Below are 22,318 nucleotides of genomic sequence, written 5' to 3'. Positions count from 1 at the left end.
ATGACGTCGTCCCCTGTCATCGCCGCGATCGTCCCCTGCTACAACGAGGAGCTCGCGGTCGGGAAGGTCGTCCGCGATCTCCGCGCCGCCGTCCCGGGCATGACGGTCTACGTCTACGACAACAACAGCTCCGACCGGACGGCCGAGGTTGCGCGCGAGGCCGGCGCGATCGTGCGCCGCGAGGAGCGCAAGGGCAAGGGCAACGTCGTGCGCCGCGCCTTCGCCGACGTCGACGCCGACATCTACGTCATGATCGACGGCGACGACACGTACGACGCCGCCGCGCTGCCCGAGATGATCCGCACGCTGCAGGAGGGGCCGTACGACCACGTCCTCGGCGTACGCGACCAGAAGACCGAGACCGCGTACCGTCCCGGGCACGAGCTCGGCAACCGCGGCTTCAACTGGCTCGTCGGCGGCATCTTCGGCTCCGAGGTCAGCGACATGCTCTCGGGCTACCGGGTCATGTCGCGGCGCTTCGTGAAGAGCTTCCCCGCGGCGTCGCGCGAGTTCGAGATCGAGACCGAGCTGACGGTGCACGTCATGAGCATCCGTGTCCCGCAGACCGAGGTGCACGTCGGCTTCCGCGACCGGCCGGCCGGCAGCGAGAGCAAGCTCCGCACGTACCACGACGGATTCCGCATCCTCTCGCTCATCGTCCAGCTCATCCGCTACGAGCGGCCGCTCCTCTTCTACGGCCTTCTGGGTGCGGTCGCGATGCTCGTCGGCGTCGTCCTGGGCATCCCGCTCGTCGTGGAGTTCGCGCAGACCGGACTCGTGCCCCGCTTCCCGACCGCGGTCCTCGCTGTCGGCTTCGGCCTCGCCGGCGCCCTCGCCTGGACCGTGGGCTTCGTGCTCGACGGCGTGCTCAGGGCACGGCGCGAGCAGAGCCGCCTCATCTACCTGCAGTACAGCGCGCCCGCCGCGGCCGACACGTCGGGATCCGAGCCCCCGCTGCTCAGGGGCACCGCGTCGTGAGCTCGGGCGTCGTCGGTGCGCCGGGCACGCCGCGGCGCTACCTCCACTCGCTGTGGCTGCTCTCGGCGCGCGACCTCAAGGTGCGCTACGCGACGAGCTGGCTCGGCTACCTGTGGTCGATCCTCGATCCGCTCGTGATGAGCCTCATCTACTGGTTCGTCTTCACGCAGGTCTTCCATCGAGGCGGCCGGGTCGGCGAGGAGCCGTACATCGTGTTCCTCATGACCGCGCTGCTGCCGTGGGTCTGGTTCAACGCGGCCGTCACCGACTTCACGCGCGCCTTCAACAAGGACGCCAAGCTCGTCCGCTCGACCTCCATCCCCCGCTCGATCTGGATCAACCGCATCGTGCTGAGCAAGGGCGTCGAGTTCCTGTGCTCGCTCCCGGTCCTCGTGCTGTTCGCGGTCGCCGCGGGCGCGACGGTCGGATGGCAGCTGCTGCTCTTCCCGGTCGGGGTGCTCCTGCAGACGGTGCTGCTCGTGGGGCTCGGGCTCCTCGTCGCGCCGCTGTGCGTCCTCTTCTCCGACCTCGAGCGCACCACCCGCCTGATCCTCCGCGTGCTCTTCTACGCGTCGCCGATCATCTACGGGATCGGCGACCTGCCCGGTGCCGTGAGCGACCTCGGCGCGCTCAATCCGCTCGCGGGCATCTTCACGCTGTACCGCGTGGGCTTCTTCCCCGGCCAGTGGGACACCTTCGCGGTCGTCGCGGGAGCGCTCATGAGCCTGCTGTTCCTCGGCGTCGGCATCCTCACCTTCCGCCGCCTCGAGCGTCCGCTGCTGAAGGAGCTGTGATGAAGCGCGACGACGCCTACGCGATCGAGGTCGACGGTCTCGGCGTGCGGTTCCGGCGGAACCGGCGCGGGCGGCGCAGCATCAAGTCGATGTTCGCGAGCGCCTCGCGGCGCGCGCCCAAGGACGAGTTCTGGGCCCTGCGGGACGTCTCCTTCCGCGTGCGCCCCGGCGAGTCCATCGGCGTCGTCGGCCGCAACGGCCAGGGCAAGTCCACGCTCCTCAAGCTCGTCGCGGGGGTCCTGCTGCCCGACGAGGGATCGGTCGTCGTGCGCGGCGGGGTCGCCCCGCTCATCGAGATCACGGGAGGCTTCGTCGGCGACCTCACCGTGCGCGAGAACGTCCGCCTCACGGCGGGACTCCACGGCATGAGCCGTGCCCACATCGCGGCCCGCTACGACGACATCATCGCCTTCGCGGAGCTCGAGGACTTCCAGGACACCCCCTACAAGCACCTCTCGAACGGCATGAAGGTGCGCCTCGCGTTCTCCGTCGTGTCGCAGCTCGACGAGCCCATCCTGCTCGTGGACGAGGTGCTCGCGGTCGGCGACAAGGCCTTCCGCGCCAAGTGCTACGCCCGCATCGACGAGCTGCTCGCGTCGGGGCGCACCCTGTTCTTCGTGAGCCACAGCGAACGCGACCTGCGGCGCTTCTGCACGCGCGGCCTCTACATCCGCGATCACGCGCTCGTCATGGACGCGCCGATCGACGACGTCGTCGCCGCGTACAACGCCGACAACCCGGTCTGACCGGGCACCGCCGGTAGGGTGAACGGAATGGAACCGCTCTCCGCCCGCGTCGTCTCCGACGCCGTCGTCTCCCCGGTCGTCGTGCGCGAGGACCGTCCGGGCGAGCTGCTCATGGGGGTTTTCGACGCGTCCGGGCGCTACGTCGACGGCACCGTGACGGACCGGCGCTCCGGCTTGCGCGGATCGCCGATCCCGCACGAGCTCCTGGTCGACGTCGAGGATGCCGACGTGCCGGAGGCGATCTACGCCGGCGATCTCCACATGCACTTCGGCCACTTCCTGCTCGAGAGCCTCGCGCGCCTGTCGGCGGCATCGGCCGCCCCCGACGTGCCGATCGTGTGGACGGCGGCGCAGACCTGGGGCGACCGGGAGTCCTTCCGCCCCTGGCAGCGCGAGATCCTGGACATCCTGGGCGTCCGCAACCCGATCCGCTTCATCACCCGCCCGACGCGGTTCCGCATGCTCCATGTGCCCGAGATCGGCTACCGCTACGACGACTGGATCCACCCTGATCACGCGCGTTTCCTCGCGCAGCACCGCGGCCCATCCGCCGAGCCGGGCCGCCGCCTATGGCTCTCGCGCGGCGCGATCGAATCGGGCATCCGCGACCTCGGGTCCGACGCGGCCGAGCGGCATCTGCGCGCGGCGGGATGGACGGTCGTGAATCCCGAGCGGATGTCGGTGCGCGAGCAGCTCGACCAGATCTCGCGCGCCGAGGTGATCGGGGGAGAGGAGGGATCCGCGTTCCACGCGATCCTCCTGCTCGCGGATGTCGGCGCGCGGCGCTTCGAGGTCGTGCGTCGCCGCGGGCCCGAGCACAGGAACTTCCGCACGATCGGCGAGGCGCGCGATGTCGATCAGCGCTTCCACTCGCTCGCGGGCGAGCGGATCCTCCACGCCGAGGGGCGCGACGTCACGAAGCTGTCGCGCAGCGCCGTGGCCCTGCTCGACGCGCTCGAGGTGCCGCGGGCGCTCCCGCTCGCGCCGCGGGCGGGCGACCGGGCGGCCGCCGCGATCGCGCGCGAGCGCAAGGTGCAGCGCCTGCTCGAGGTCGGCGCGCGCACGGCGTTCGCGGCCGCGACGTCGGGCGCGCGCACGGTGCTCGTCGTCAGCACGCGCCTCGAGGAGGACCCCCGCGCCTATCGGGCGCTCGAGGGCCGTGTCGACGAGCTCCCGCTCGCACGCTACCGGGAGCTGTTCGTCGAGACGCCGGGGACGTACGACCTCATCCGCATCGCGGGGGAGACGGCGGAGGACGTGCTCCGCGACGTCGACGCGTCCGCCGAGTTCGCGACCGCCGACACCGTGTGGGTGCTCGACGACGACGCCGCGGGGCGGGAGGCCGCCGCCGCGCTGCGCGAGCGCGAGGGCACGGTCGTGCGCCACGAGCGCGCCGGCGGCGAGACCGCGTGGACGGTCGCGCGCGGCTGAGGCGTCAGCCGAGCGCGGCCGCGAGCCGCTCCGAGAGATAGGGCCCGAGGGTCGCGGCGTAGGTCGCCGTCAGGTGGTGCCCGTCGCGATAGACGACGACTCCGCCGATGACGACAGGGCACGTGCCGTCGGCGCAGTAGAACTCGGTCAGATCGATGACCGTGGCATTCGGGTCGCGCTCCGCCGCCGCGGCCTGCCCGTCGTCGTGCAGCACGGCGTCGGCAGGCTGCGCGCACCTCTCGTTCGCCGTCTCCGGATCCGCCTCGATGCACTGGATGGTCTCGGCCGGCATGCGGGGATTGTCGAGGATCGCGATCACGGGCACGGTCGGATCCGGGCGCGCGCCCCACGCCGACACCATGCCGTCGACCGTGGTCGCATCCGCGTCCCGTCCATCGGACGAGCGCGTCACGACGAACGCATCGATCCCGTCGGTGCTCTCCGCCACGTAGTCCGCGATCTCGCCGCGCCACGCGGTGCAGGCGTCGGTCGACACGGGCGTCGAGCGCTCGACGAGGGCGTCCGTCCAGTAGCAGCCGCCGTGCCCCGCGATGTCGATGCGCCAGTTGCGCTCCTCGGCGATGCGCGCGTAGGCGCCCACGAACACGTTGCTGTGGGAGTCGCCGATCACCATGAGGTGCCGTTCCCAGTCGGCGTCTGGTCCGAGGGAGCAGACGCGCAGCACGGTCTCATCCGGGCCGGACCAGCACGCGTCGCGGTTGGCGTCGTCGCTCGCCGCGTCCATCGGAGCGGGCACGAGCGGGTAGGCGTCGAGCTCGGGGTTCTCGCACGGTGCGAGCTCGGGGTCCATCGCCTGCGCGCCGAAGCAGTCGGGCAGGGTCTCGACGAGCGACTCGGTGGCCGCGAGCACGCGCTCCTCCTCCGCGCGGAGGGTCGCCGACGCCGCCACGGGGAACACGAGCACGCAGGCCATGCCGGCTGCGGCCCACGCCGCGACCGTGCGGGGCCGGCGACGCGCGAGCAGGCTCGGCGAGAGGCGGACCGGGTTCTCGATGAAGCGCGTCGACGCCCACGCGAGGGTGAACGCCGCGGCCGCGATCGCGACCTTCTCGACGGTCGTCAGCGGATGCCCCGTGGCGTAGGGGAGCAGCACGATGAGCGGCCAGTGCCAGAGGTACACGGCGTACGACACGGCGCCCGTGAACGCGACGGGGCGCGAGGCCCCGACCGGCGCGAGGAACGAGCCGCCGCCCGCCCACACGACGAGGGCCGTGCCCACGACGGGCAGCAGCGCCGCCGCGCCCGGGAACGGCGTGGCGCCCGACAGCGCGACCGCGCTCACAGCGATCAGCGCGACGCCGGCGACGGCGAGCGCGTTCGACATCGCGCGCCAGGCGATGAGCGGCAGGAAGGCCGCGAGGGCGCCGACGCCGAACTCCCATGCGCGGGTGAGCGTGGAGAAGTAGGCCTCGCTCGCCGACCAGGCGGTGAGCCACAGGCTGTATGCGAACGAGGCGGCGGTCGCCGTGGCGAGCACGCCGACGGCGACCTTCCGCCACGCGACGCGGCGCAGGAGCGCCATGGCGGCGATGAGCAGGAGCGGCAGGGCGACGTAGAACTGCTCCTCGACCGACAGGGTCCAGAAGTGCTGCACGGGGGAGGGCTGGTTGTCGGCCGCGAGGTAGTCGACGCTGTCGAACAGCAGGCGCCAGTTCTGCACGTACAGCGCCGCCGCGCCGACCTCGCCGAGGAACTGGTCCCACAGCGAGCGCGGCACCCACAGCAGGACGCCCACCGCGGTCGCCGCGAGCGTGAGGAGCGACGCGGGGAGAAGGCGCACCGCGCGTCGCGCCCAGAACCGCGCCACCGCGATCCGCCCCGTCTTCTCGCGCTCGCGGACGAGGTGCGAGGTGATGAGGTAGCCGCTGATGACGAAGAAGACGTCGACCCCGACGAAGCCGCCCGTCAGCCGATTCGGCCACAGGTGGTAGAGGAGGACGCTGAGCACCGCGATCGCGCGGAGCGCCTGGATGTCCGGGCGGAAGCCGGACTGATGCGATGCGTCTATGCGGGACGTCATCCGCTCGATCAGCCTCGGCGCAGACGCCGGATGGCCGCGGCGGGCGCGCCGCCGAGCCGGGCGTTGACGCCGCGCACGACGGGAGCGAGCCGCCCGCCCGATGCGGCGTTGAGCCGCTGGGCGATCTGACGCGCGAGCGACGGCGGCGGCGCGATGCGCGCGCGCAGCGCGGCGACCTCGGCCTCGAGCTCGGCGACCCGCGGGTCGACGCGCGTCACGCGCTCCGAGAGGTCGGCCTCGCGGAGGTCGATGAGCTGCGCCGTGTCGTTCGAGCCCCACTGGAAGCCCCAGACCCGGTCGACGAGGTCCTCGATCGCGTCGCCCTCGCGCAGGTACCGCTTGGCGCGGGCCACGGCGGCCGAGTCCCAGATCGTCACGGAGTCGTCCTTCGTGTGACCGGGCGTGAAGTAGCGCACCGCGCCCAGTCGGTTGCCGTCGATCTGGCGGTACATCTGCATCAGGCTGTCGCTCGTGACGCCCACCGTGATCGGCAGGTCGACGCGGTACGGGGCCGGGAACACCGTCTCGGGCACCTCCTCCGCGAAGATCACGCGGTTGTCGGTGCGCAGCCACTCGCGCACGAGGTAGAGCTCGTTCAGCGGGTCGGCGAGCATCTTCCGCCGGCCCTCGTGGAGCTGCGACCACGGGCCGACGAGCACGACGTGCACGTCGGTGAGGGTGCTGTTGAGGATGCGGTCGACGCAGTTGCGGGCGAGGTACGCGGTCTCGGGGGTCACCTCGACGACGACCTTGACGAGCGGCACCTCCCAGATGCGGTTGTCGGCCTTGCGGCGGTAGCGCGGGATCGGCATGCGCTGTGCGAAGTGCACGTCGTTGTGCCAGGCCACCTTGACCGCGTGGTCCTGCACCGTGCCGCGGCCGAGGTGCCACGTGAGCGCCTCCTCGACGGGGATGAAGACGGCGCCGGCCTGCCAGAGCTGGTAGGCGATCTCGGTGTCCTCGCCCAGGTGGAGACGGGTGTCCTGCCCGAACGTGCGGTCGTAGACCTCGCGCGTGACCGAGGCGCACGCGCCCATGTGCGTCGAGTAGTTGCGGCCGTGCGACGTGTTGAGGTCGTCCGTGTCGCGGAAGATCTGGATGGACCAGTGCTCGTGAAGCGTCGAGCGGTCGTAGTCGTCGCCGATCGTGCCGTCGAGGACCTTCTCGTACACCGTCTCGGGGGTGTAGTCCCACTCCTCGATGAAGCCCTTGTTGCCGATCGTGGCCGCCTCGGGGATGAAGTGCGCCCACTTCGCGTGCTGGCGCACGTTGTCGCGGAACAGGATCATGTCGGAGTCGACCCAGTAGATGATGTCGCCCGATGTGGCCTTGATGCCGATGTCGGTCGCGTTGGAGCGGCCCCAGCCCTCCTCGACGCGGATGAGGCGGATGTTCTTCGGCACGACCTCGCCGAGCTCGACGGGCGGCTCGCTGCCGTCGTCCACGACGACGACCTCGAGCAGGTCCTCGGGGTAGTCCTGCGCGGCGAGCGACGCGAGCGTGAGCGGCAGCGTCTTGCTGTTGTACGACGCGATGACGACGGAGACGGACTTCGTCGGCTCCCAGCCGTCGGGGAGCGTGCCGTCGAAGACGTCGCGCCACTGGTTCTGGTAGACGATCGGGGCGGGCTCGGGGGATGCGGCGGGCCTGGTCACCGCGTCATTCTACGGTGCGCTTTCTCCGAGACCGGTGGACGCGGCCCGCCGGACGCGCTCTCACGGGGACGAAAGGCGCGCACGATAGACTCCTCGCGCCGCGCTCGCGGCCATCCGTCCGCCGACTCGGGGAGCCGATCGATCTATGCCCGTCCGCCGCTGGTTCCGTCGCCCCGATGAGCAGGACGCCCCGGACCGCGACGGCGAGCACGTCGTGACCGATCCGCGCCAGGCGTCGGCGCTCGCGTCGACGGCGGACGAGCCGCTGCCCGTGCGCCTGCGGGTGCCGGACGTCGACGCGCTCCGTCACCTCGCGATGGCCGCCGACGGCGCGATGACGCAGGACCTGCGCGTCCACATCGAGCGCTGGGAGGCGCCCTCGCCGCGCTGGCGCGGCCGGATGGCGCCGCTGCGCGACACGCGCACGGTCACGCTCTCGCACGACCCCGCGCGCCGCACGGCGTCGGCGCACGTCTCGCTGCACGCGCCGCTTCCCGTCGCGCGCGTGCTCGACGCCCTCATCCCGGCCTTCGTCCCGGACGCCCCGGTCGTCGGGGCGGGCTTCCCGCTTCTCGCGGTCGATCCGAGCGCGGGCGCCGAGGCTCTGCCGCTCCTGCCGAGCCGGCGCATCCCGCAGCTCGAGCCGATCGCCCCCGCCCTCGAGGGACGGCACCTGCGCAAGGCCGATGTGCTGCTGACCGCGCGCACCGATCTCGCGCGCGAGGAGGAGGATGCCGTCCACCAGCTCACGGTGGGGGAGGCCCTCCTCGGGCACCCGCGCGTCGAGCGGCCGGTCATCGACCTCAACGTGCACAACCCGATCGGGCGCATCCTCGGGTTCAAGCCGTCGCCGCCGGCGCGACGGCTCGTCATCGACCGTCCGCGCGGGGTCGTCCGGCTCCTCGGCGCGACCGACCCCGACCTCCGCCCCATCGAGTTCGCCATCGCGGAGCCGCTCAGCGCGCGCGACGTCGCCGCCGTCCGCAATGTCGAGGCGGTCGACCTCTCGCCGCTCGCAGGGCTCGCCGGCCCCGTCCCCGAGGGACTCACGACCCGCTTCGCCGAGCTCGCGGCGGCCGGCGTCATCCTGCACTCCCTGCCGGACAGCGTCGCCATCGCGCCCGAGCAGCTCTCGCCGCGGATCGCCGACGCCATCCGGCGCCCGTATCGGCCCGCGATGGGGCTCGAGCGCGAGCGCCGCTCGGTCGCGCTGCGGCGCGCCGCGATGCACGACCACGCCGGCTTCCTGCGCCTCGCGTCGGCCGTCGAGCATCGCACGGGCTCGCGCTACCTCCCTTCGGTGAGCGTCGTGCTCTCGACGATGCGCGGCGAGCTGATCCCCGGCGTGCTCGAGATGATGGCGCGGCAGACGTACCCGCACATGGAGGTCGTGGTCGTCGCGCACGGGATCCCCGCTCCCGACCTGTCGGGGGTCGAGCTCGGCGGGCTCGATGTGACCGTGGTCGAGGTCCCGAGCACCGTCCTGTTCGGCGCGGCCCTCGCCGAGGGCGTCCGGCGCTCGAGCGGCGACCTCATCACCAAGCTCGACGACGACGACTGGTACAGCGAGCACCACGTCTTCGACCTCGTCCTCGCGCACCTCTACTCCCGTGCCGACATCGTCGGGAAGACGACGGAGTACCTCTTCTTCGAGGAGGTCGCGCAGACCGTGCACCGGACGTTCGCGACCGAGCGCTACCACGACCAGGTCGCCGGCGGCGCGATGCTCCTGTCGCGGGCGGCCTTCGACGCGCTCGGCGGATGGCGTCCCACGCCGAACTCCACGGACCGCTCGGTGCTCATCCGCGTCGAGACGCAGGGCGGCATCGGGTACCGCACGCATTCGCTCGGCTACATGTACATCCGCCACTCGTCCAAGCACACGTGGGAGCGCACCGACTCGCAGCTCCTGAACGGCTCGTTCGAGCAGTGGCGCGGCTGGCGCGCCCCCGAGGTCTGAGCCGTGCGCGTGCTCATCGCCGTGGCGGGCGCGTTCGCCACGACGCTCGCCCTGTGCGCGGGCACGACGCCCGCGACCCTCGGCGAGGTGCTCGAGGGGAACAGCCTCGTCGCGATCGCGGCGTTCGCGGCGATCGCCTACGGCGGATGGCTCGCTCTCGGCCGTCTGCCGCGCGAGGTCTGGCGCTGGGCGGTGCCGGTGGGCCTCGCCTACGCGGTCGCGGAGCTGGCCGGCATCTCCCTCCTGCGTGAGGAGGCCGACCTCTGGCTGCTGCGTCCGTCGGGCTGGAGCGCCGTGCACGGCCTCGGCACCGCGTACGCCGCCGTCCTCGGCGCAGCGGTCCTGCTGCATCTCGCCGACCGCGCGACGCCCGACGCCGCCGCCGTGCCCGCTCCCCGTCGCGGGCGGCTCAGCCGACTCGTCGAGGCGCTGCGGGCACCGGGGCCGACGCCATGGCGCCCCCTCGGGCTCGTCTTCGGGCTCATCGTGCTCTGCCGACTGCCGTACCTGCTCGTGTGGTGGCCGGGGCTCATCTTCTTCGACACCTACCGGAGCCTCTCCTACGCGCGCGGGCTCGGCCCCTGGGAGTCCTACGAGCCGGTCGGGCACTCCCTCCTCATCGCGGCGTGGAACGGCGTGTGGCAGCTCCTCGGCCTGAGCGATTCCGCGGCGCTCGCGTTCGCGGCCGTCCTGCAGATGCTGTCGACCACCGCGGTGTTCGCCGTGCTGCTCTGGCGCATCGCGGCATGGGGCGTCGGGCCGCGCATGTGGTGGGCGCTCTGGGCGTGGATCGCGCTGCTGCCCGTGCTCAGCCTGTCGTCGATCACGGTCGTGAAGGACATCCCCTTCATGTCGGCCTTCGTGCTCTTCCTCATCGGGATCGTCGAGGTCTCGCGCGCCGTCCGACGCGGGGATCGCGCGCGGTCGCCGTGGGTCCTCCTGCTCACGGCGGGCATCGCGACCATGGTCCTCCGGAACAACGGCGTCCACGTCGTCCTGCTCGGCGTCGCACTGCTCATCATCCCGTTCCGCCGCCAGTGGAAGCGCGTCGGCGCCGTGCTCGCGGCGTGCGTCGTCGCGTACGGACTCTATGCGGGGCCGCTCTCCGCGGCGCTCGACGTGCAGCCCGGCCCGAAGACCGAGGCGTGGTCGGTTCCGCTGCAGCAGATCGCGCGGATCGCGCACGACCACCACGCGACGATGAGCGACGAGGACCGGGCGTTCGTGGACGACGTCTTCACGTGGTGGAGCGTCGACGACGTCGGCGACCACTACATCCCTGGCTTCGCGGACCCGATCAAGCTCGACGCGCGGGCGGCGTGGGAGGAGCGGACGACGGGGGAGTTCGTGAGTGGATGGCTGCGGCTCGTCGCCGAGTACCCCGGGTCCGCGATCACCGCGACGCTCGCGAACACGGTCGGCTACTGGGCGCCGGGCGCGCCCTCGTACGACGGCGTCGTGCGCGAGTCGTGGAACGACATCCGCGGGATCGTCCTCGACATCCCGTATCAGATCACGGGCGACCGCGAGCAGGGGGAGCCGCTCACGGGGATCCGCGCGCTCATCGAGCGTCACGGGCTCCTCGACGAGGGGTATCTCGCGATCCCCGTGATCGGGATGACGCTGTCTCCGGGCTTCGTCACGTGGATCTGGATCCTCGCGCTCGTCGTGCTCTGGCGCAAGCGCGCCGGGCTCGAGGCGGCCTTCGCCCTGCCGGCCGCCGCGCTCATGGCGACCTTCCTCGCCGGCCCGGTCTCGGGCGGCATGCGCTACGCGCTCGGGTTCTTCGCGACGGCGCCGCTCGCGGTCGCTGTCGCCCTCGTCGCCCGTCGGCGGAACAGGAGCGAGGCGTCCTCCCCGTCGGCCGAGACGCAGCGGGCGCAGGCGTGAACCGCCCCTCCGCGCTGCGGGCCCTGTGGGACCCGCATGCCGCGGCCACGGCGCTCGTCCTCGCGGCGTTCGTCGTCGTGGGGGCGTCGTTCGACGCGAACGACAGTGCGGTGTGGTTCGCCGGCTCCGTCGGCGCCGCGGTCGGCAGCGGCCTCGTCGTCCTCGGACTCGGCGCCGCGCTCTTCGTCCCGCTGACCCTGCTGTTCCGCTGGCTCGACGGGCGTCGCGCGGCGCCCGAGCCGGCGTCCTTCCGCGAGACCGCGCGCCGGCGCCTGCTGCCGACAGCCGGCGCCATCCTCGCCGGCTGGCTGCCGTGGCTGCTCGTGCACGCGCCGGGCAACGTCGACAGCGACACCATCACGCAGCGGCTCCAGTGGATGGGGCTGCTCGAGCAGACCGACCACCATCCGTGGTTCGACACGATGGTCTTCGGATGGTTCTGGGATCTCGGATCCGCGCTCGGCGACGATCGGATCGGCCTGTTCGCCTTCCTCCTCCTGCAGGAAGCCGCCACGGCGGCCGGTGCGGCCCTCGTGCTCACCTACCTCGGATGGCTCGGGATGGCGCGCCCCATCCGCTGGACGCTGACAGCGGCGGTCGCCGTCCTGCCGGTCTTCATGGCCGCGCCGTCGGTCATGAGCAAGGACGCGTTCGCCGCCGTGTTCTGGCTCCCCTTCCTCGTGCTCTTCGTCGAGGCCGTGCGCACGCGCGGGCGCGTGCTGCTCAGTGCGCGCGTGGGCGTCGTCGCGCTCGCCATCGTCATCCCGCTCATCCTCGCCAAGCGCACCAACGTCTACCTCGTCGTCGTGTGCGCCGTCGTCCTGCTGGTGATCTGCGCGCGGCGGGCCCGCCTGCGCGTCGCAGCGGGGACTGCGGGAGCGCTCCTCGTGACGAATGTCGTGTGGCCGCTCCTCGTCCTCCCCGCGATCGGCATCGCGCCCGGCACAGCGACCGACATGCTCACGATCCCCGTCCAGCAGACCGCGCGCATCGTCGCCGAGCACGGCGACGAGATCCCCGCAGACGAGCGCGCGGTCATCGACGCCGTGCTGCGCTACGACGGCCTCGGCGAGGCGTATGTGCCGCGGCGCTCGGACACGGTGAAGGGCCGCTGGAACCTCGAGGCCGGCTCCGAGGAGCGTCTCGCCTACGCGCGGGTGTGGCTCGCGCAGGTGATCCGCTATCCGGGCACCGCGCTGTCGGCGACGGCCGCGAACACCTTCGAGTACTTCGCCCCGGTCACGCCGATGATCTTCCAGAGCGGGATCGTGCTCGACCGCTATCTCGACTTCTGGGAGGCCAGGGCTCTGCCGACCACGACGCGCGCCGAGATCGAGGCCGCCATCGAGGACCTCCACGAGTCGGCCGCACTCGACGACGCGCGCCTCGCGGTCAACCGCGCGACCGAGTCGCTCGCGGAAGGCAACCTCCTCTCCTCGAAGGCGTTCTACGCGTCGTGGGTGCCGCTCATCGCGCTCGCGTACGCCATCCGCCGGCGCAGCCCGCTGCACGTCCTCGCGGTGTCGCCTCTCCTCGTGAACCTCGCCTTCCTCGTGGCGAGCCCGGTCGCGCTGCCGCGGTACATCCTGCCGCTCGTGTACGGGAGCGTGCTCGCGATCGGCATGATGCTCACCCCCGTCCGCTGGCAGAATCGGGAGGACGACCTCGCGCCGGCCGCCCCGGCGCCCCTGACCGAGAGCGACGCGACCCCCGGATGACGATCGACCACTTCGCCGGCGCGACGATCATCGTCCCCACCTACAACGAGGCTCCGAATGTCGAGCCGCTCGTGCGGCGCATCGTCGCCGCCATGGACGGTGTCGCGTGCGAGGTCCTGTTCGTCGACGACTCGAGCGACGGAACGGCCGACGAGGTGCGCCGCGTCGCCGGCCTCGTCGACATCCCCGTGCGCGTCATCCACCGCGACGAGCCGGTCGGCGGGCTCAGCGGCGCCGTGATCCTGGGCCTCGAGCAGGCGGCCCACGACGCGTGCGTCGTGATCGACGGCGACCTCCAGCACCCGCCCGAGCGGATCCCCGCGCTCGTCGCGCGCTTCCGCGCGGGAGACGTCGACGCGGTCGTCGCGTCGCGCTACGTGCGCGACGGCTCGGCGGCGGGTCTCGCCGATCTCACCCGCAACCTCGTCTCGCGCGTCACCACCGCGCTCACGAAGGCGATGTTCCCGCTGCGACTGCGCGACTGCTCCGACCCCATGACCGGGTTCTTCCTCGTCGACCGCACGCGCGTCGACGTCGCGCTCCTGCGCCCGCGCGGTTTCAAGATCCTCCTCGAGATCCTCGCGCGGCAGCAGCTGCGCGTCGCCGAGATCCCGTTCGACTTCGCCGAGCGCGCGGCGGGCGCGTCGAAGGCGTCGATCCGCCAGGGGGGCCGCTTCCTCGTGCAGCTCGCGGCGCTGCGCTTCGGCAAGATGTCGGCGTTCGCGATCATCGGCGGGCTCGGCGCGGTCGCGAACCTCGCGATCATGTGGACGCTCACGCAGCTCGGGATGCCCTACATCTGGGCGGCGATCATCGCCGCGGAGGCCACGATCATCGGGAACTTCCTCCTCCAGGAGCGGTTCGTCTTCCGCGAGATGCTCGACGAGGCCTCGAGCGGGCGCACGCGGTTCGCGAAGTCGTTCGCGTTCAACAACACCGAGGCGCTCGTGCGGATCCCCGTGCTCGCGCTGCTCGTCGAGACGTGGCACATCTCGAGCGTCGTCGCGGCGGCGATCACGCTCGCGGTCGCGTTCGTCGCCCGCTACGCGTTCCACGCTCTCGTCGTGTACGCGCCCCGGCGCGGCCGCTCCGCGCGGACGCAGCGCGTGCTCGAGGAGATCGACGAGCAGGTCACGGCGCCCGGCGAGCTGTAGCGGTCGCGTCAGCGCAGGCGGCGGATGACCGCGGCCGGCACGCCGCCGACCATGGTGTCGTCCGGCACGTCCGAGGTCACGACCGCGCCCGCCGCGATGACGCACCCCGCGCCGATCCGGACGCCCCCGACGACCGTGACGGCCGCGCCGATCCAGGTGCCGTCGCCGACGGAGATCGGCTCGTGGCGCACGTCGCCCGCGCGCTTGTCGTGCCCGCCGATCTCATGCGTGTCGGTGATGAGGCGCACGAACGGCCCGAGGTTCACGCGGTCGCCGAGGCGCGTGCCGGGGCGGATGTACGCGTCTCGGTTGATGAAGACGTCCTCGCCGATCTCGACGGGGCCGAGGATCTCGGCCCCGCGGTAGATCTTCGTCCGGGCCCCGATCGCGATGTCGCGATCGCCGTCGCGGTGGAGGAGCTTGACCGACGGGTCGACGACCGCGTCCTCGGCGATGGTCAGCACGGGCTCAGCGCTTCTCGTCCTGCGCGGCAGGAGCGTCGAGCGGCGGCATGGTGCGCCACGAGCGGTCCTTCGCGATGCGGCGTCCGTCGCGCATGCCGCGGAAGAGGTTGCTCGTTCCCCGCACGGTCCGCTCCACGGCGATGAGGCGGATGAGCTCCTTGGCGAAGGTCAGCGCCGTGCCGAGGGCGAAGAGGACGGGGCGGTACGCGCCGTGCTCGGCGAAGTAGTGCCGCATGATGCCGCGGTTGCGCATGATGTAGTAGCGATACGCGTTGCTCGAGGCGTTGAGATGGCGCACGCCCATGTCCCACTGCTTGATCTCGCGCGTGCGGCGCAGCACGAACTCGTTGACGATCGCGGATGTCGTCTGGAGCGACGCGAGCCATCCGTACACCGAGTCGTCCCAGTAGATGAAGAAGCGCGGATCGGGCAGCCCGACCTTCTGCACGATGTCGCGGTGGATGAACATCCCCTCGAAGCACCCGGAGTTCATCTCGCGGTACCCCGTGGCATCGAATCCGGCCGGGGCGAAGGGGATCGGGATGCCGAGCGGGATCGACAGGCGGTACTGCCAGTAGAACTCGCTGCCGTCGTAGTCGTAGCGGCGCCCCTGGATGCTCTTGAAGCGCGGCGCCCACACGCCCATGCGCGCGAGCCCGTCGGGGAGCACCTCGACGTCGTCGTCCATGAGCCAGATCCAGGTCGAGCCGAGCTCGTACGCCACGCGCATGCCCTCGCTGAACCCGCCGGAGCCGCCCGTGTTCTCCTCGAGACGCCGGTAGACGATCTCGGTGCCGATCGCCGCGCGGAACGACTCGACGACCTCGGTCGTGTCGTCGGACGACGCGTTGTCGACGATGACGACGTGGCCCGGCTTCGGATCCATCTCGCCGATCGAGACGAGCAGCTTCGACAGGAGGTGCGAGCGGTTGTAGGTGACGACCACGATGGTCGCGGTCGCCGGGTCGAACGCGCGCGGGTCGTAGCTCTGCTCCACGACGGACGTCTTCTCGCTCATGACTGCCTCTCGAAGATCTCGCGCCACGCGCCCTCGGACACGAGGTCGGGCAGCGCCTCACGGTACTCCCGCTGCAGGCGCGGCCACTCCCGCCGCAGGCGCGCGTGCAGCCGGATCGAGTCCAGGAGCATGCGCCGGTACAGCAGCCGGTCGCGCGTGTAGATGTTCTTGCCCGAGCCGTCCGCCGCGCTCACGAGCGCCGAGTCGTACAGCGGGACGCGCCACCAGTGCGCGTCGGACTTGCCGAACTCGACCTCGGGGCGCTCGACGTTGGCCGGGTCGGGCTCCCGCAGCCAGTGCGAGACCAGCGTCTGCGCGGTGAAGAGCCGCAGCCGCCATCCGGTGGGGCTGTCGAAGACATGCTGCTTGAGCCGCTGGAAGACCTGGCGCCCGCGCCGCGAGCGGATGACGACCTCGGGGTCGCGATGGACGACCGTCTCGGGGAAGCGGGCGGCGAGGGAGCGCGCCTCCGGCATCGCGGTCGCGAGGTTCTCCCGCAGGTGCGCGGGCCCGCGCAGCACGTCCCGCAGCGCGCGGTTCCGCAGCGCGACGGGGTAGTACTGCATCATCATCAGGTGCTTGAGGTCCACCCGGCGCGAGTGGCGGATGAGCGTGCCGCCGCGCGGCGCATTCGAGTGGAGAAGGCCGGCGACGATCCGGTTGCGGGCGTGGAAGTACGCCTGCCAGTCGATCGAGTCGTCCTTGCCGATCCAGGACACGTGCCACAGCGCGGCGCCGGGCAGCGACACCGTGGGGTAGCCGGTCTCGCGGGCGCGCAGGCAGAACTCGGCGTCGTCCCACTTGATGAACGCGGGCAGCGCGAGGCCCACCTCGCGGATGACCTGGGTCGGGATGAGGCACATCCACCAGCCGTTGTAGTCGGCGTCCATGCGCATGTGCAGCAGGGGCGTCTGCCGGATGTTCGCGCGACGGAAGTCGTGCGGCATCCTCTCCTGGTACAGGTTGCGCCACATGAACGGCTGCTCGTCGACGACCTCCGCCCACGCGTGCAGCCGCGGGCGGTTGAGGAGGTCGAACATGTGGGCGCCCACGAGCACGGGCTGCGTCGCGAAGCGCCCGAACGTGATCGAGCGGCGGATGGACTCCGGCTCGATGCGGACGTCGTCGTCGAGGAGCTGGATGAAGTCGCTCTCGGGGCGCTGCAGCGTCTCGTGCATCGCGCGCGCGAAGCCGCCGGAGCCGCCGAGGTTCGGCTGCTCGACGACCTGCAGCTGGTCGCCCAGGCGCGCGGCGACCTCGTCGTACCCGTCCTGGGCCGCGACCTTCTGCGTGCCCTGGTCGACGATGAAGATGCGGTCGACGAGCTCGAGCGCCTCGGGGGCGTCGGCGAGCGCGCCGAGCGTCGCGACGCAGTAGTCGGGCTTGTTGTACGTCGTGATCCCGAGCGACGCCTTGCCCGTGCGCGCGGGCTCCTGCTCGGTCGTCCACTCGCCGCCGGCGAGCACGACGTCCTCCGCGCCGGCCACGACGTCGAACCACAGCCATCCGCCGTCGCTGAACTGCGTGAGCGGGATGTCGAACACGGTCTCGGCGTCGCCGAACGCGTCCTTCGTGTCGATGCGCTGCTGGGCGGCGTCGCCCGTCGAACGGTACACGAGCACGGTCGCCGTGCCCTCGGTGCGCACCGCGAGGCGCACCGAGCGGACGCTCGTCCAGTGCTGCCAGTACGACGCAGGGAAGGCGTTGAAGTACGTCGCGAACGACACGCGCGTCCCGGCCGGGATCCGCGCGCGCGTGCGGCCGAGGATGTCGGAGAGATGCGCGACGTCGGAGACGCGGACCGGCTCCTCGTCGATCGTCGACCAGACCTCGGGATCGATGTACAGCGGCAGGAGGTCGGGATCGCGGTCGAGCGGGAAGACCACGCTCTGGAGGACGTGTGTCACGGCGAGAGCTCCGGGTGCGAGACGGGATCGGCGCCGGGTTCGGGCCGCCGTCGAGCCTATCGCGGCGGTGCCAGGGGATCCTGTGATTCGCCCCCGCTCGCCACGAGATCGAGGCTCTCGCGCCACGAGCGGGACTGGCCCGCGCGGACGGCGCACAGCACGAGCAGCAGCCAGCCGGCGCCCTCGAGCGTGAAGCTCTCGAACATCGAGTCGACGATGAGCGCCGCGAGCACGGCCGGGGTCCACGCGTACACCGTCGACTTCCGCTCGCTCGCGACGAGCCAGGAGCGCACGAACGCGACGCCGCAGAGGGCGGCGAAGAGCAGCAGGCCGACCCAGCCGAGCTGGAGCAGCACGTCGAAGTAGGCGTTGAGCGCCGAGCGGTGCGACTCGCCCAGGAGCACGTTGATGACGTTCATCGGGTACGCGTCGGCATCCCAGCCGCCGTGCCAGCCGAAGCCCTGGATCGGACGGTTGCCCACCCACGTGAGGATCGCGTTCCAGAGGTCGGCGCGCAGCGAGAAGCCCGCCGTCGCGTCGAGCCAGCGGAGGATCGGATGGCGCAGGGCGTAGGCGATCGACAGCGACAGCACGAGCGCTATCGCGAGCGTCCACTGCAGGGACCGGCGCCGCTCGGGGGCCGCGCGGCGCACGAGGGTCAGGGCGAGCAGCGCCACGGCGACGGACAGCGCGAGGACGACCGCCGTCGGGGAGGCCGACAGCACCGCGAGCAGGGCCGCGAGCGTGATCGAGAAGGCGGCCTTCTGCGGCGGGACGGACTGGGTGCGCCACTCGACGAGGAACGTGACGAGGGCGACGATCGCGACGAACCCGAGCATGTTGCGGGTGCCGAAGAGGCCCTGGATCGGGCCCCCGTTCGCGATCTGGCCCGCGATCCCGAGGAACGGGAACGGCATGTCGAGGAGGATCCCGGAGAGGATCTCGAGGGCGAGGGATGCCGCGAGCAGCCACCGCAGGACGTCGCCGATGGCGCGCACCGTCTGCAGCGTGTCGCGGATGTGCGCGATCACGAGCGCGAGGAACCCGTAGGCGACCAGCGACATCCATCCGCCCAGGGTCGCGTCGTCGTCGTTCGACCAGATCGTCGAGACGAGCGCCCACACGAGGAACACCACGAAGCTCGTGGGGGCGAACCCGAGGGGGCGCAGCTCGCGCCGCCGTGCCGCGATGATGCCGATGCCGAGCACGACGAGCGACACGATGACGGTCGCGAGGGTCACGCGCCCCGCGGTGCGCTCGACCGCGTGCGACCCGAAGGCCGCCAGCAGCGTCGCGAGCGTGTAAGCGCGCGCGACATCGGCCGAGCGCAGGAGGCGCGCCGCCATCCGCACGGGCGAGTACGGGTTCATCCGCGCCGCACCCGCAGCGGACGCCTCTCCGGCGCCGACGCCTCGGCGACCCCGACGTCGATGAGCGGGACGGACTTGATCTTGAAGGCGAGCAGCGTCACGAGCATCCAGCCCCACAGCATGATCGGCCCGGACTCGGTGAGCCCCTGCACGAGCAGCATCGCGACGACGAGGATCGGCAGCAGCGTGATCGCCTGATAGGGGCGGTCAGCGCGGATGTCCCAGCGCGGGCGGTCGACGGCGAAGAACCACGCGCGCCACGTGAGCGCGGCGAACACGCCCGCGACGAGGGCCACGCCGATCGCTCCGAGCTGCAGGTAGACGTCGAGCCACATGTCGTGCGCGTGGAAGACCGTGATGCCGTGGTCGAGGATCCAGCCGTCGAAGGCCGGGTCCCAGGGGAGCCACGGGCTCGCGAAGCCGTTGCCGGCGACGGGCCGCGTGCTCGCGCGCTCGAGCACGGCCTGCCAGATGTCGCCGCGGCCGGTCAGGTCGCCCTCCCGCCCGACGAGCGCGAGCAGCCGCTCGCGCAGGAGCACCGCGGAGACGATCCCGACGACGGCCACGCCCGCGAAGACCGCATACAGCGGCGTGCGACCGCGCGGCAGCGCGGCGCGGCGGATGAGGAGGGCGGCGCAGAGGACGCCCGCGACCGCGACGAGCGCGACGAGCGTCGTGACGGATCCCGAGCGGAGGAGGAGGAAGGCCGCGACGGCGATCCAGACGATGCGGACGGCGGGCGACGGCGCCCGGTCGGCCAGCCGGATGCCGAACACGATGAGCGCGAGCAGGCACAGGATGCCGAGGAGGTTCGCGTTGCCGACGATGCCCTGCACGCGCCCGGGATCGAGCACGCTGTCGAGGAGATTGCCGCGGACCCAGTACCAGTGCGGGTCCGGATCGGCGGGGGCGTCGGAGAAGTTCGGCAGGAGCGGCCGTCGGCGGATGCCCGCGACCCACAGCTCGAGGAGGAGCGAGAGGCCGAGCACCCAGCGCAGGGAGATCTCGAGGCAGCGGACGAGCTCGCGCCAGGTGAGGGCGTCGGCGAGGAACAGCCCCTGAAGCGTCGCGGAGGCGAGGAGCAGCCAGGTCACCGCCGTCGCGGCCGGCCACGCCGACCACAGCAGCGACAGCAGTGCGAAGGCCACATAGGCGAGCCCGAGCCAGGGGAGCCGACGCCACGCGAACGGCGTCGTCCGCCGCGAGCGCCGCAGGCGCGGCAGCCAGATCGCGAGGGTCGCGAGCGTGAGCGCTCCGAGCAGGACCGCGGCCCCGGCCATCCCGGCGAGGTTGTACCAGAACGAGTGAGCGAGCGCGGAGAACACCACGAGCACCGCGTATGCGCGCAGCAGGAGGTGCCCCGTCTTCTCGCGCTCCGGCGCGGTGGGCGGGTCCGCGACCGGATGGCGGCTCAGCTGCGTCATCGCGCACCAGGCTACCGTCCGCCACGCGCGGGCACCCTAAGGTGGGATCGTGCTCGTACCGCTCACCAATGTCCCGCGCGACTACGCCTGGGGATCGCGTTCGCTGCTCGCCGCTCTCGAGGGCCGGGAGCCGGCCGAGGGGCCGGAGGCCGAGGTCTGGTTCGGAGACCATCCGTCCGATCCCGCTGACCTCGCGGACGGCAGCGGCCGCACCCTCGACGCGTGGATCGCGGACAACGGCGTGCACGTCTCGCCGACCGGGCGCCTGCCGTACCTGCTCAAGCTGCTCGCGGCCGGGTCGCCGCTGTCGATCCAGGTGCACCCCACCAAGGCGCAGGCTGAGGAGGGGTTCGCGCGTGAGGCGTCGCTCGACGCCGACGCTCCCCGCAACTACGTCGACGACAACCACAAGCCCGAGATCATCGTGGCGCTGAGCGACCGCTTCGAGGCGCTCTGCGGGCTGCGCGACCTCGACGCGACGCGGCGCCTGCTCGACGCGATCGGCCCCGCAGCCGCGCCGCTGCGCGATCGCCTCGTCGACGCGGAGGGCCTGCGCCAGGCGCTCGGCTGGCTGCTGGGCGGCGAGGCGGGGGAGACGGTCTCGGAGATCATCGCCGCCCTCGACGAGGCCCAGTCGACCGAGTTCGCGGCCGAGCTCGCGAACGCGCGCCGGGTCGCTTCGATCTATCCCGGCGACCCGGGCGTCGTCGTCGCGCTCCTCATGAACTACGTGCTCCTGCGGCGCGGCGAGGGGCTGTTCCTCGGCGCGGGTCAGCTGCACGCGTACGTCTCGGGCCTCGGCGTCGAGCTGATGGCCGCGAGCGACAACGTGCTCCGCGGCGGCCTCACCCCCAAGCGGATCGACGTCGACGAGCTCCTCGCGATCGTCGACCCGACCCCGGGCGAGGTGCCCGTCGTGCTCCCCGTCGCGGTCGACCACGGCAGCCGCGGCGTCGAGGCGTTCCCGGTGCCGGTCGCGGACTTCCGGCTCCTGCGCGTGCGCGCGGGCGAGGACGAGGAGGCGAGCCTGCGCCCGGCTGGCCCCGCGATCGTGCTCGCGACGGCCGGCGCGGTCACGGTGTCCGACGGCGGCGACGCGGTCGAGCTCGTGCCGGGACGCGCTCTGTTCGCGACGCCCGACACGGCGCAGCTGCGGTTCGACGGCGACGGCGAGGTCTTCGTCGCCGAGCCGGGCGCTGCGGCCTGACGCGGCGGGGCGCGCTGCAGCACGGCGCGTCCCGGTGTCGGCGACACGCCTCGCCGACACGCCGACACGCCCGGTGAACCTTCAATCTCCCCTTCAGGGTTTACGATCCGCGACTTGACCTATCCGAATCACACGGTTGTAATTAGGTGCACACGCTGCCCGCGTGGGGGGATAGGACAAGGGGTGGGAGAGCGACGATGGCGACTTCGCAGTATCGATCCGGAGTTCCCGACAACTGGTTCGTGGATCCGGTCGACCTCGGTGTTCCCGGTGTGCGGCCTGCGACCGAGGAGGACACGGCGCTCGCCTGGCAGAGCGACGCGCTGTGCGCCCAGACGGACCCCGAGGCGTTCTTCCCCGAGAAGGGCGGCTCGACCCGCGACGCGAAGCGCATCTGCGCGACGTGCGACGTGCGCGCCCAGTGCCTCGAGTACGCGCTCCAGAACGACGAGCGGTTCGGGATCTGGGGCGGCCTGAGCGAGCGCGAGCGCCGCAAGCTCAAGCGCCGCGCGAGCTGACCCGCCTGGGAATCCGCCCGCCCGGCGCGCCGGTGGACGGCTC

At 71.9% G+C, this 22,318-nt stretch carries 17 protein-coding genes; 10 read left to right on the top strand and 7 right to left on the bottom strand.

Annotated elements, in window-relative coordinates:
* Genes PKE79_RS06425 through PKE79_RS06410 form a run of 4 tightly spaced genes read left to right on the top strand, consistent with a single transcriptional unit; the run spans position 1 to position 3,949 of the window.
* Positions 1 to 978, top strand: coding sequence for a glycosyltransferase (locus PKE79_RS06425; protein WP_271172843.1), 978 nt, complete (start codon positions 1 to 3; stop codon positions 976 to 978).
* Positions 975 to 1,772, top strand: a complete 798-nt coding sequence (locus tag PKE79_RS06420; protein ID WP_271172842.1) for an ABC transporter permease — start codon at positions 975 to 977, stop codon at positions 1,770 to 1,772. The genes PKE79_RS06425 and PKE79_RS06420 overlap by 4 nt, the downstream gene beginning before the upstream one ends.
* A complete protein-coding gene (locus PKE79_RS06415; protein ID WP_271172841.1) occupies positions 1,772 to 2,518 on the top strand; it encodes an ABC transporter ATP-binding protein in 747 nt (248 codons plus the stop codon). The genes PKE79_RS06420 and PKE79_RS06415 overlap by 1 nt, the downstream gene beginning before the upstream one ends.
* A gap of 27 nt (positions 2,519 to 2,545) precedes the next feature.
* A complete protein-coding gene (locus tag PKE79_RS06410) occupies positions 2,546 to 3,949 on the top strand; it encodes a glycosyltransferase 61 family protein (protein ID WP_271172840.1) in 1,404 nt (467 codons plus the stop codon).
* Positions 3,950 to 3,953: 4 nt separating this feature from the next.
* Here the strand turns inward: PKE79_RS06410 and PKE79_RS06405 are convergent, their stop codons facing one another.
* Entirely contained in the window at positions 3,954 to 5,990 is a 2,037-nt protein-coding gene (locus tag PKE79_RS06405) for an acyltransferase family protein (RefSeq protein ID WP_271172839.1), read from the bottom strand.
* Positions 5,991 to 5,998: 8 nt separating this feature from the next.
* Positions 5,999 to 7,645 carry a glycosyltransferase gene (locus PKE79_RS06400; RefSeq protein WP_271172838.1) on the bottom strand — a complete coding sequence of 549 codons (1,647 nt, stop codon included), beginning with the start codon at positions 7,643 to 7,645 and terminating at the stop codon, positions 5,999 to 6,001.
* Between the two features lie 145 nt (positions 7,646 to 7,790).
* On the opposite strand from PKE79_RS06400, the gene PKE79_RS06395 reads away from it, so the two are divergent.
* The 4 genes from PKE79_RS06395 to PKE79_RS06380 are packed head-to-tail and all read left to right on the top strand — an operon-like array spanning position 7,791 to position 14,367.
* Positions 7,791 to 9,605, top strand: a complete 1,815-nt coding sequence (locus PKE79_RS06395; protein ID WP_271172837.1) for a glycosyltransferase family A protein — start codon at positions 7,791 to 7,793, stop codon at positions 9,603 to 9,605.
* 3 nt (positions 9,606 to 9,608) lie between these two features.
* A complete protein-coding gene (locus tag PKE79_RS06390; protein WP_271172836.1) occupies positions 9,609 to 11,495 on the top strand; it encodes a DUF6020 family protein in 1,887 nt (628 codons plus the stop codon).
* On the top strand, positions 11,492 to 13,213 hold the full coding sequence (locus PKE79_RS06385) for a DUF6020 family protein (RefSeq protein WP_271172835.1): 1,722 nt from the start codon (positions 11,492 to 11,494) through the stop codon (positions 13,211 to 13,213). The genes PKE79_RS06390 and PKE79_RS06385 overlap by 4 nt, the downstream gene beginning before the upstream one ends.
* Positions 13,210 to 14,367 (top strand): glycosyltransferase, encoded by a 1,158-nt coding sequence (locus PKE79_RS06380; protein ID WP_271172834.1) that lies wholly within the window; start codon positions 13,210 to 13,212, stop codon positions 14,365 to 14,367. The genes PKE79_RS06385 and PKE79_RS06380 overlap by 4 nt, the downstream gene beginning before the upstream one ends.
* A gap of 8 nt (positions 14,368 to 14,375) precedes the next feature.
* Here the strand turns inward: PKE79_RS06380 and PKE79_RS06375 are convergent, their stop codons facing one another.
* From PKE79_RS06375 to PKE79_RS06355, 5 genes are read right to left on the bottom strand one after another with little or no spacing between them, the layout of a single operon-like run.
* On the bottom strand, positions 14,376 to 14,831 hold the full coding sequence (locus PKE79_RS06375; protein ID WP_271172833.1) for an acyltransferase: 456 nt from the start codon (positions 14,829 to 14,831) through the stop codon (positions 14,376 to 14,378).
* 4 nt (positions 14,832 to 14,835) lie between these two features.
* A complete protein-coding gene (locus PKE79_RS06370) occupies positions 14,836 to 15,849 on the bottom strand; it encodes a glycosyltransferase family 2 protein (protein ID WP_271172832.1) in 1,014 nt (337 codons plus the stop codon).
* On the bottom strand, positions 15,846 to 17,756 hold the full coding sequence (locus PKE79_RS06365; RefSeq protein WP_271172831.1) for a glycosyltransferase: 1,911 nt from the start codon (positions 17,754 to 17,756) through the stop codon (positions 15,846 to 15,848). Before PKE79_RS06365 ends, PKE79_RS06370 begins: the two co-directional genes overlap by 4 nt.
* A 56-nt stretch (positions 17,757 to 17,812) precedes the next feature.
* Positions 17,813 to 19,126 carry an O-antigen ligase family protein gene (locus PKE79_RS06360; RefSeq protein ID WP_271172830.1) on the bottom strand — a complete coding sequence of 438 codons (1,314 nt, stop codon included), beginning with the start codon at positions 19,124 to 19,126 and terminating at the stop codon, positions 17,813 to 17,815.
* Positions 19,123 to 20,550, bottom strand: a complete 1,428-nt coding sequence (locus PKE79_RS06355; RefSeq protein ID WP_271172829.1) for an O-antigen ligase family protein — start codon at positions 20,548 to 20,550, stop codon at positions 19,123 to 19,125. Before PKE79_RS06355 ends, PKE79_RS06360 begins: the two co-directional genes overlap by 4 nt.
* 49 nt (positions 20,551 to 20,599) lie before the next feature.
* Between PKE79_RS06355 and manA the strand changes: the two genes are divergently transcribed.
* Both manA and PKE79_RS06345 read left to right on the top strand, forming a co-directional pair.
* Positions 20,600 to 21,757, top strand: coding sequence for a mannose-6-phosphate isomerase, class I (gene manA, locus PKE79_RS06350; protein WP_271172828.1), 1,158 nt, complete (start codon positions 20,600 to 20,602; stop codon positions 21,755 to 21,757).
* A gap of 197 nt (positions 21,758 to 21,954) precedes the next feature.
* Positions 21,955 to 22,275, top strand: a complete 321-nt coding sequence (locus PKE79_RS06345; RefSeq protein ID WP_271172827.1) for a WhiB family transcriptional regulator — start codon at positions 21,955 to 21,957, stop codon at positions 22,273 to 22,275.
* Positions 22,276 to 22,318: the final 43 nt, after the last annotated feature.

This window comes from Microbacterium barkeri (assembly GCF_027921765.1).
Classification (GTDB): Bacteria; Actinomycetota; Actinomycetes; order Actinomycetales; family Microbacteriaceae; genus Microbacterium; species Microbacterium barkeri.
This window is presented reverse-complemented; position numbering and strand designations above follow the sequence as displayed.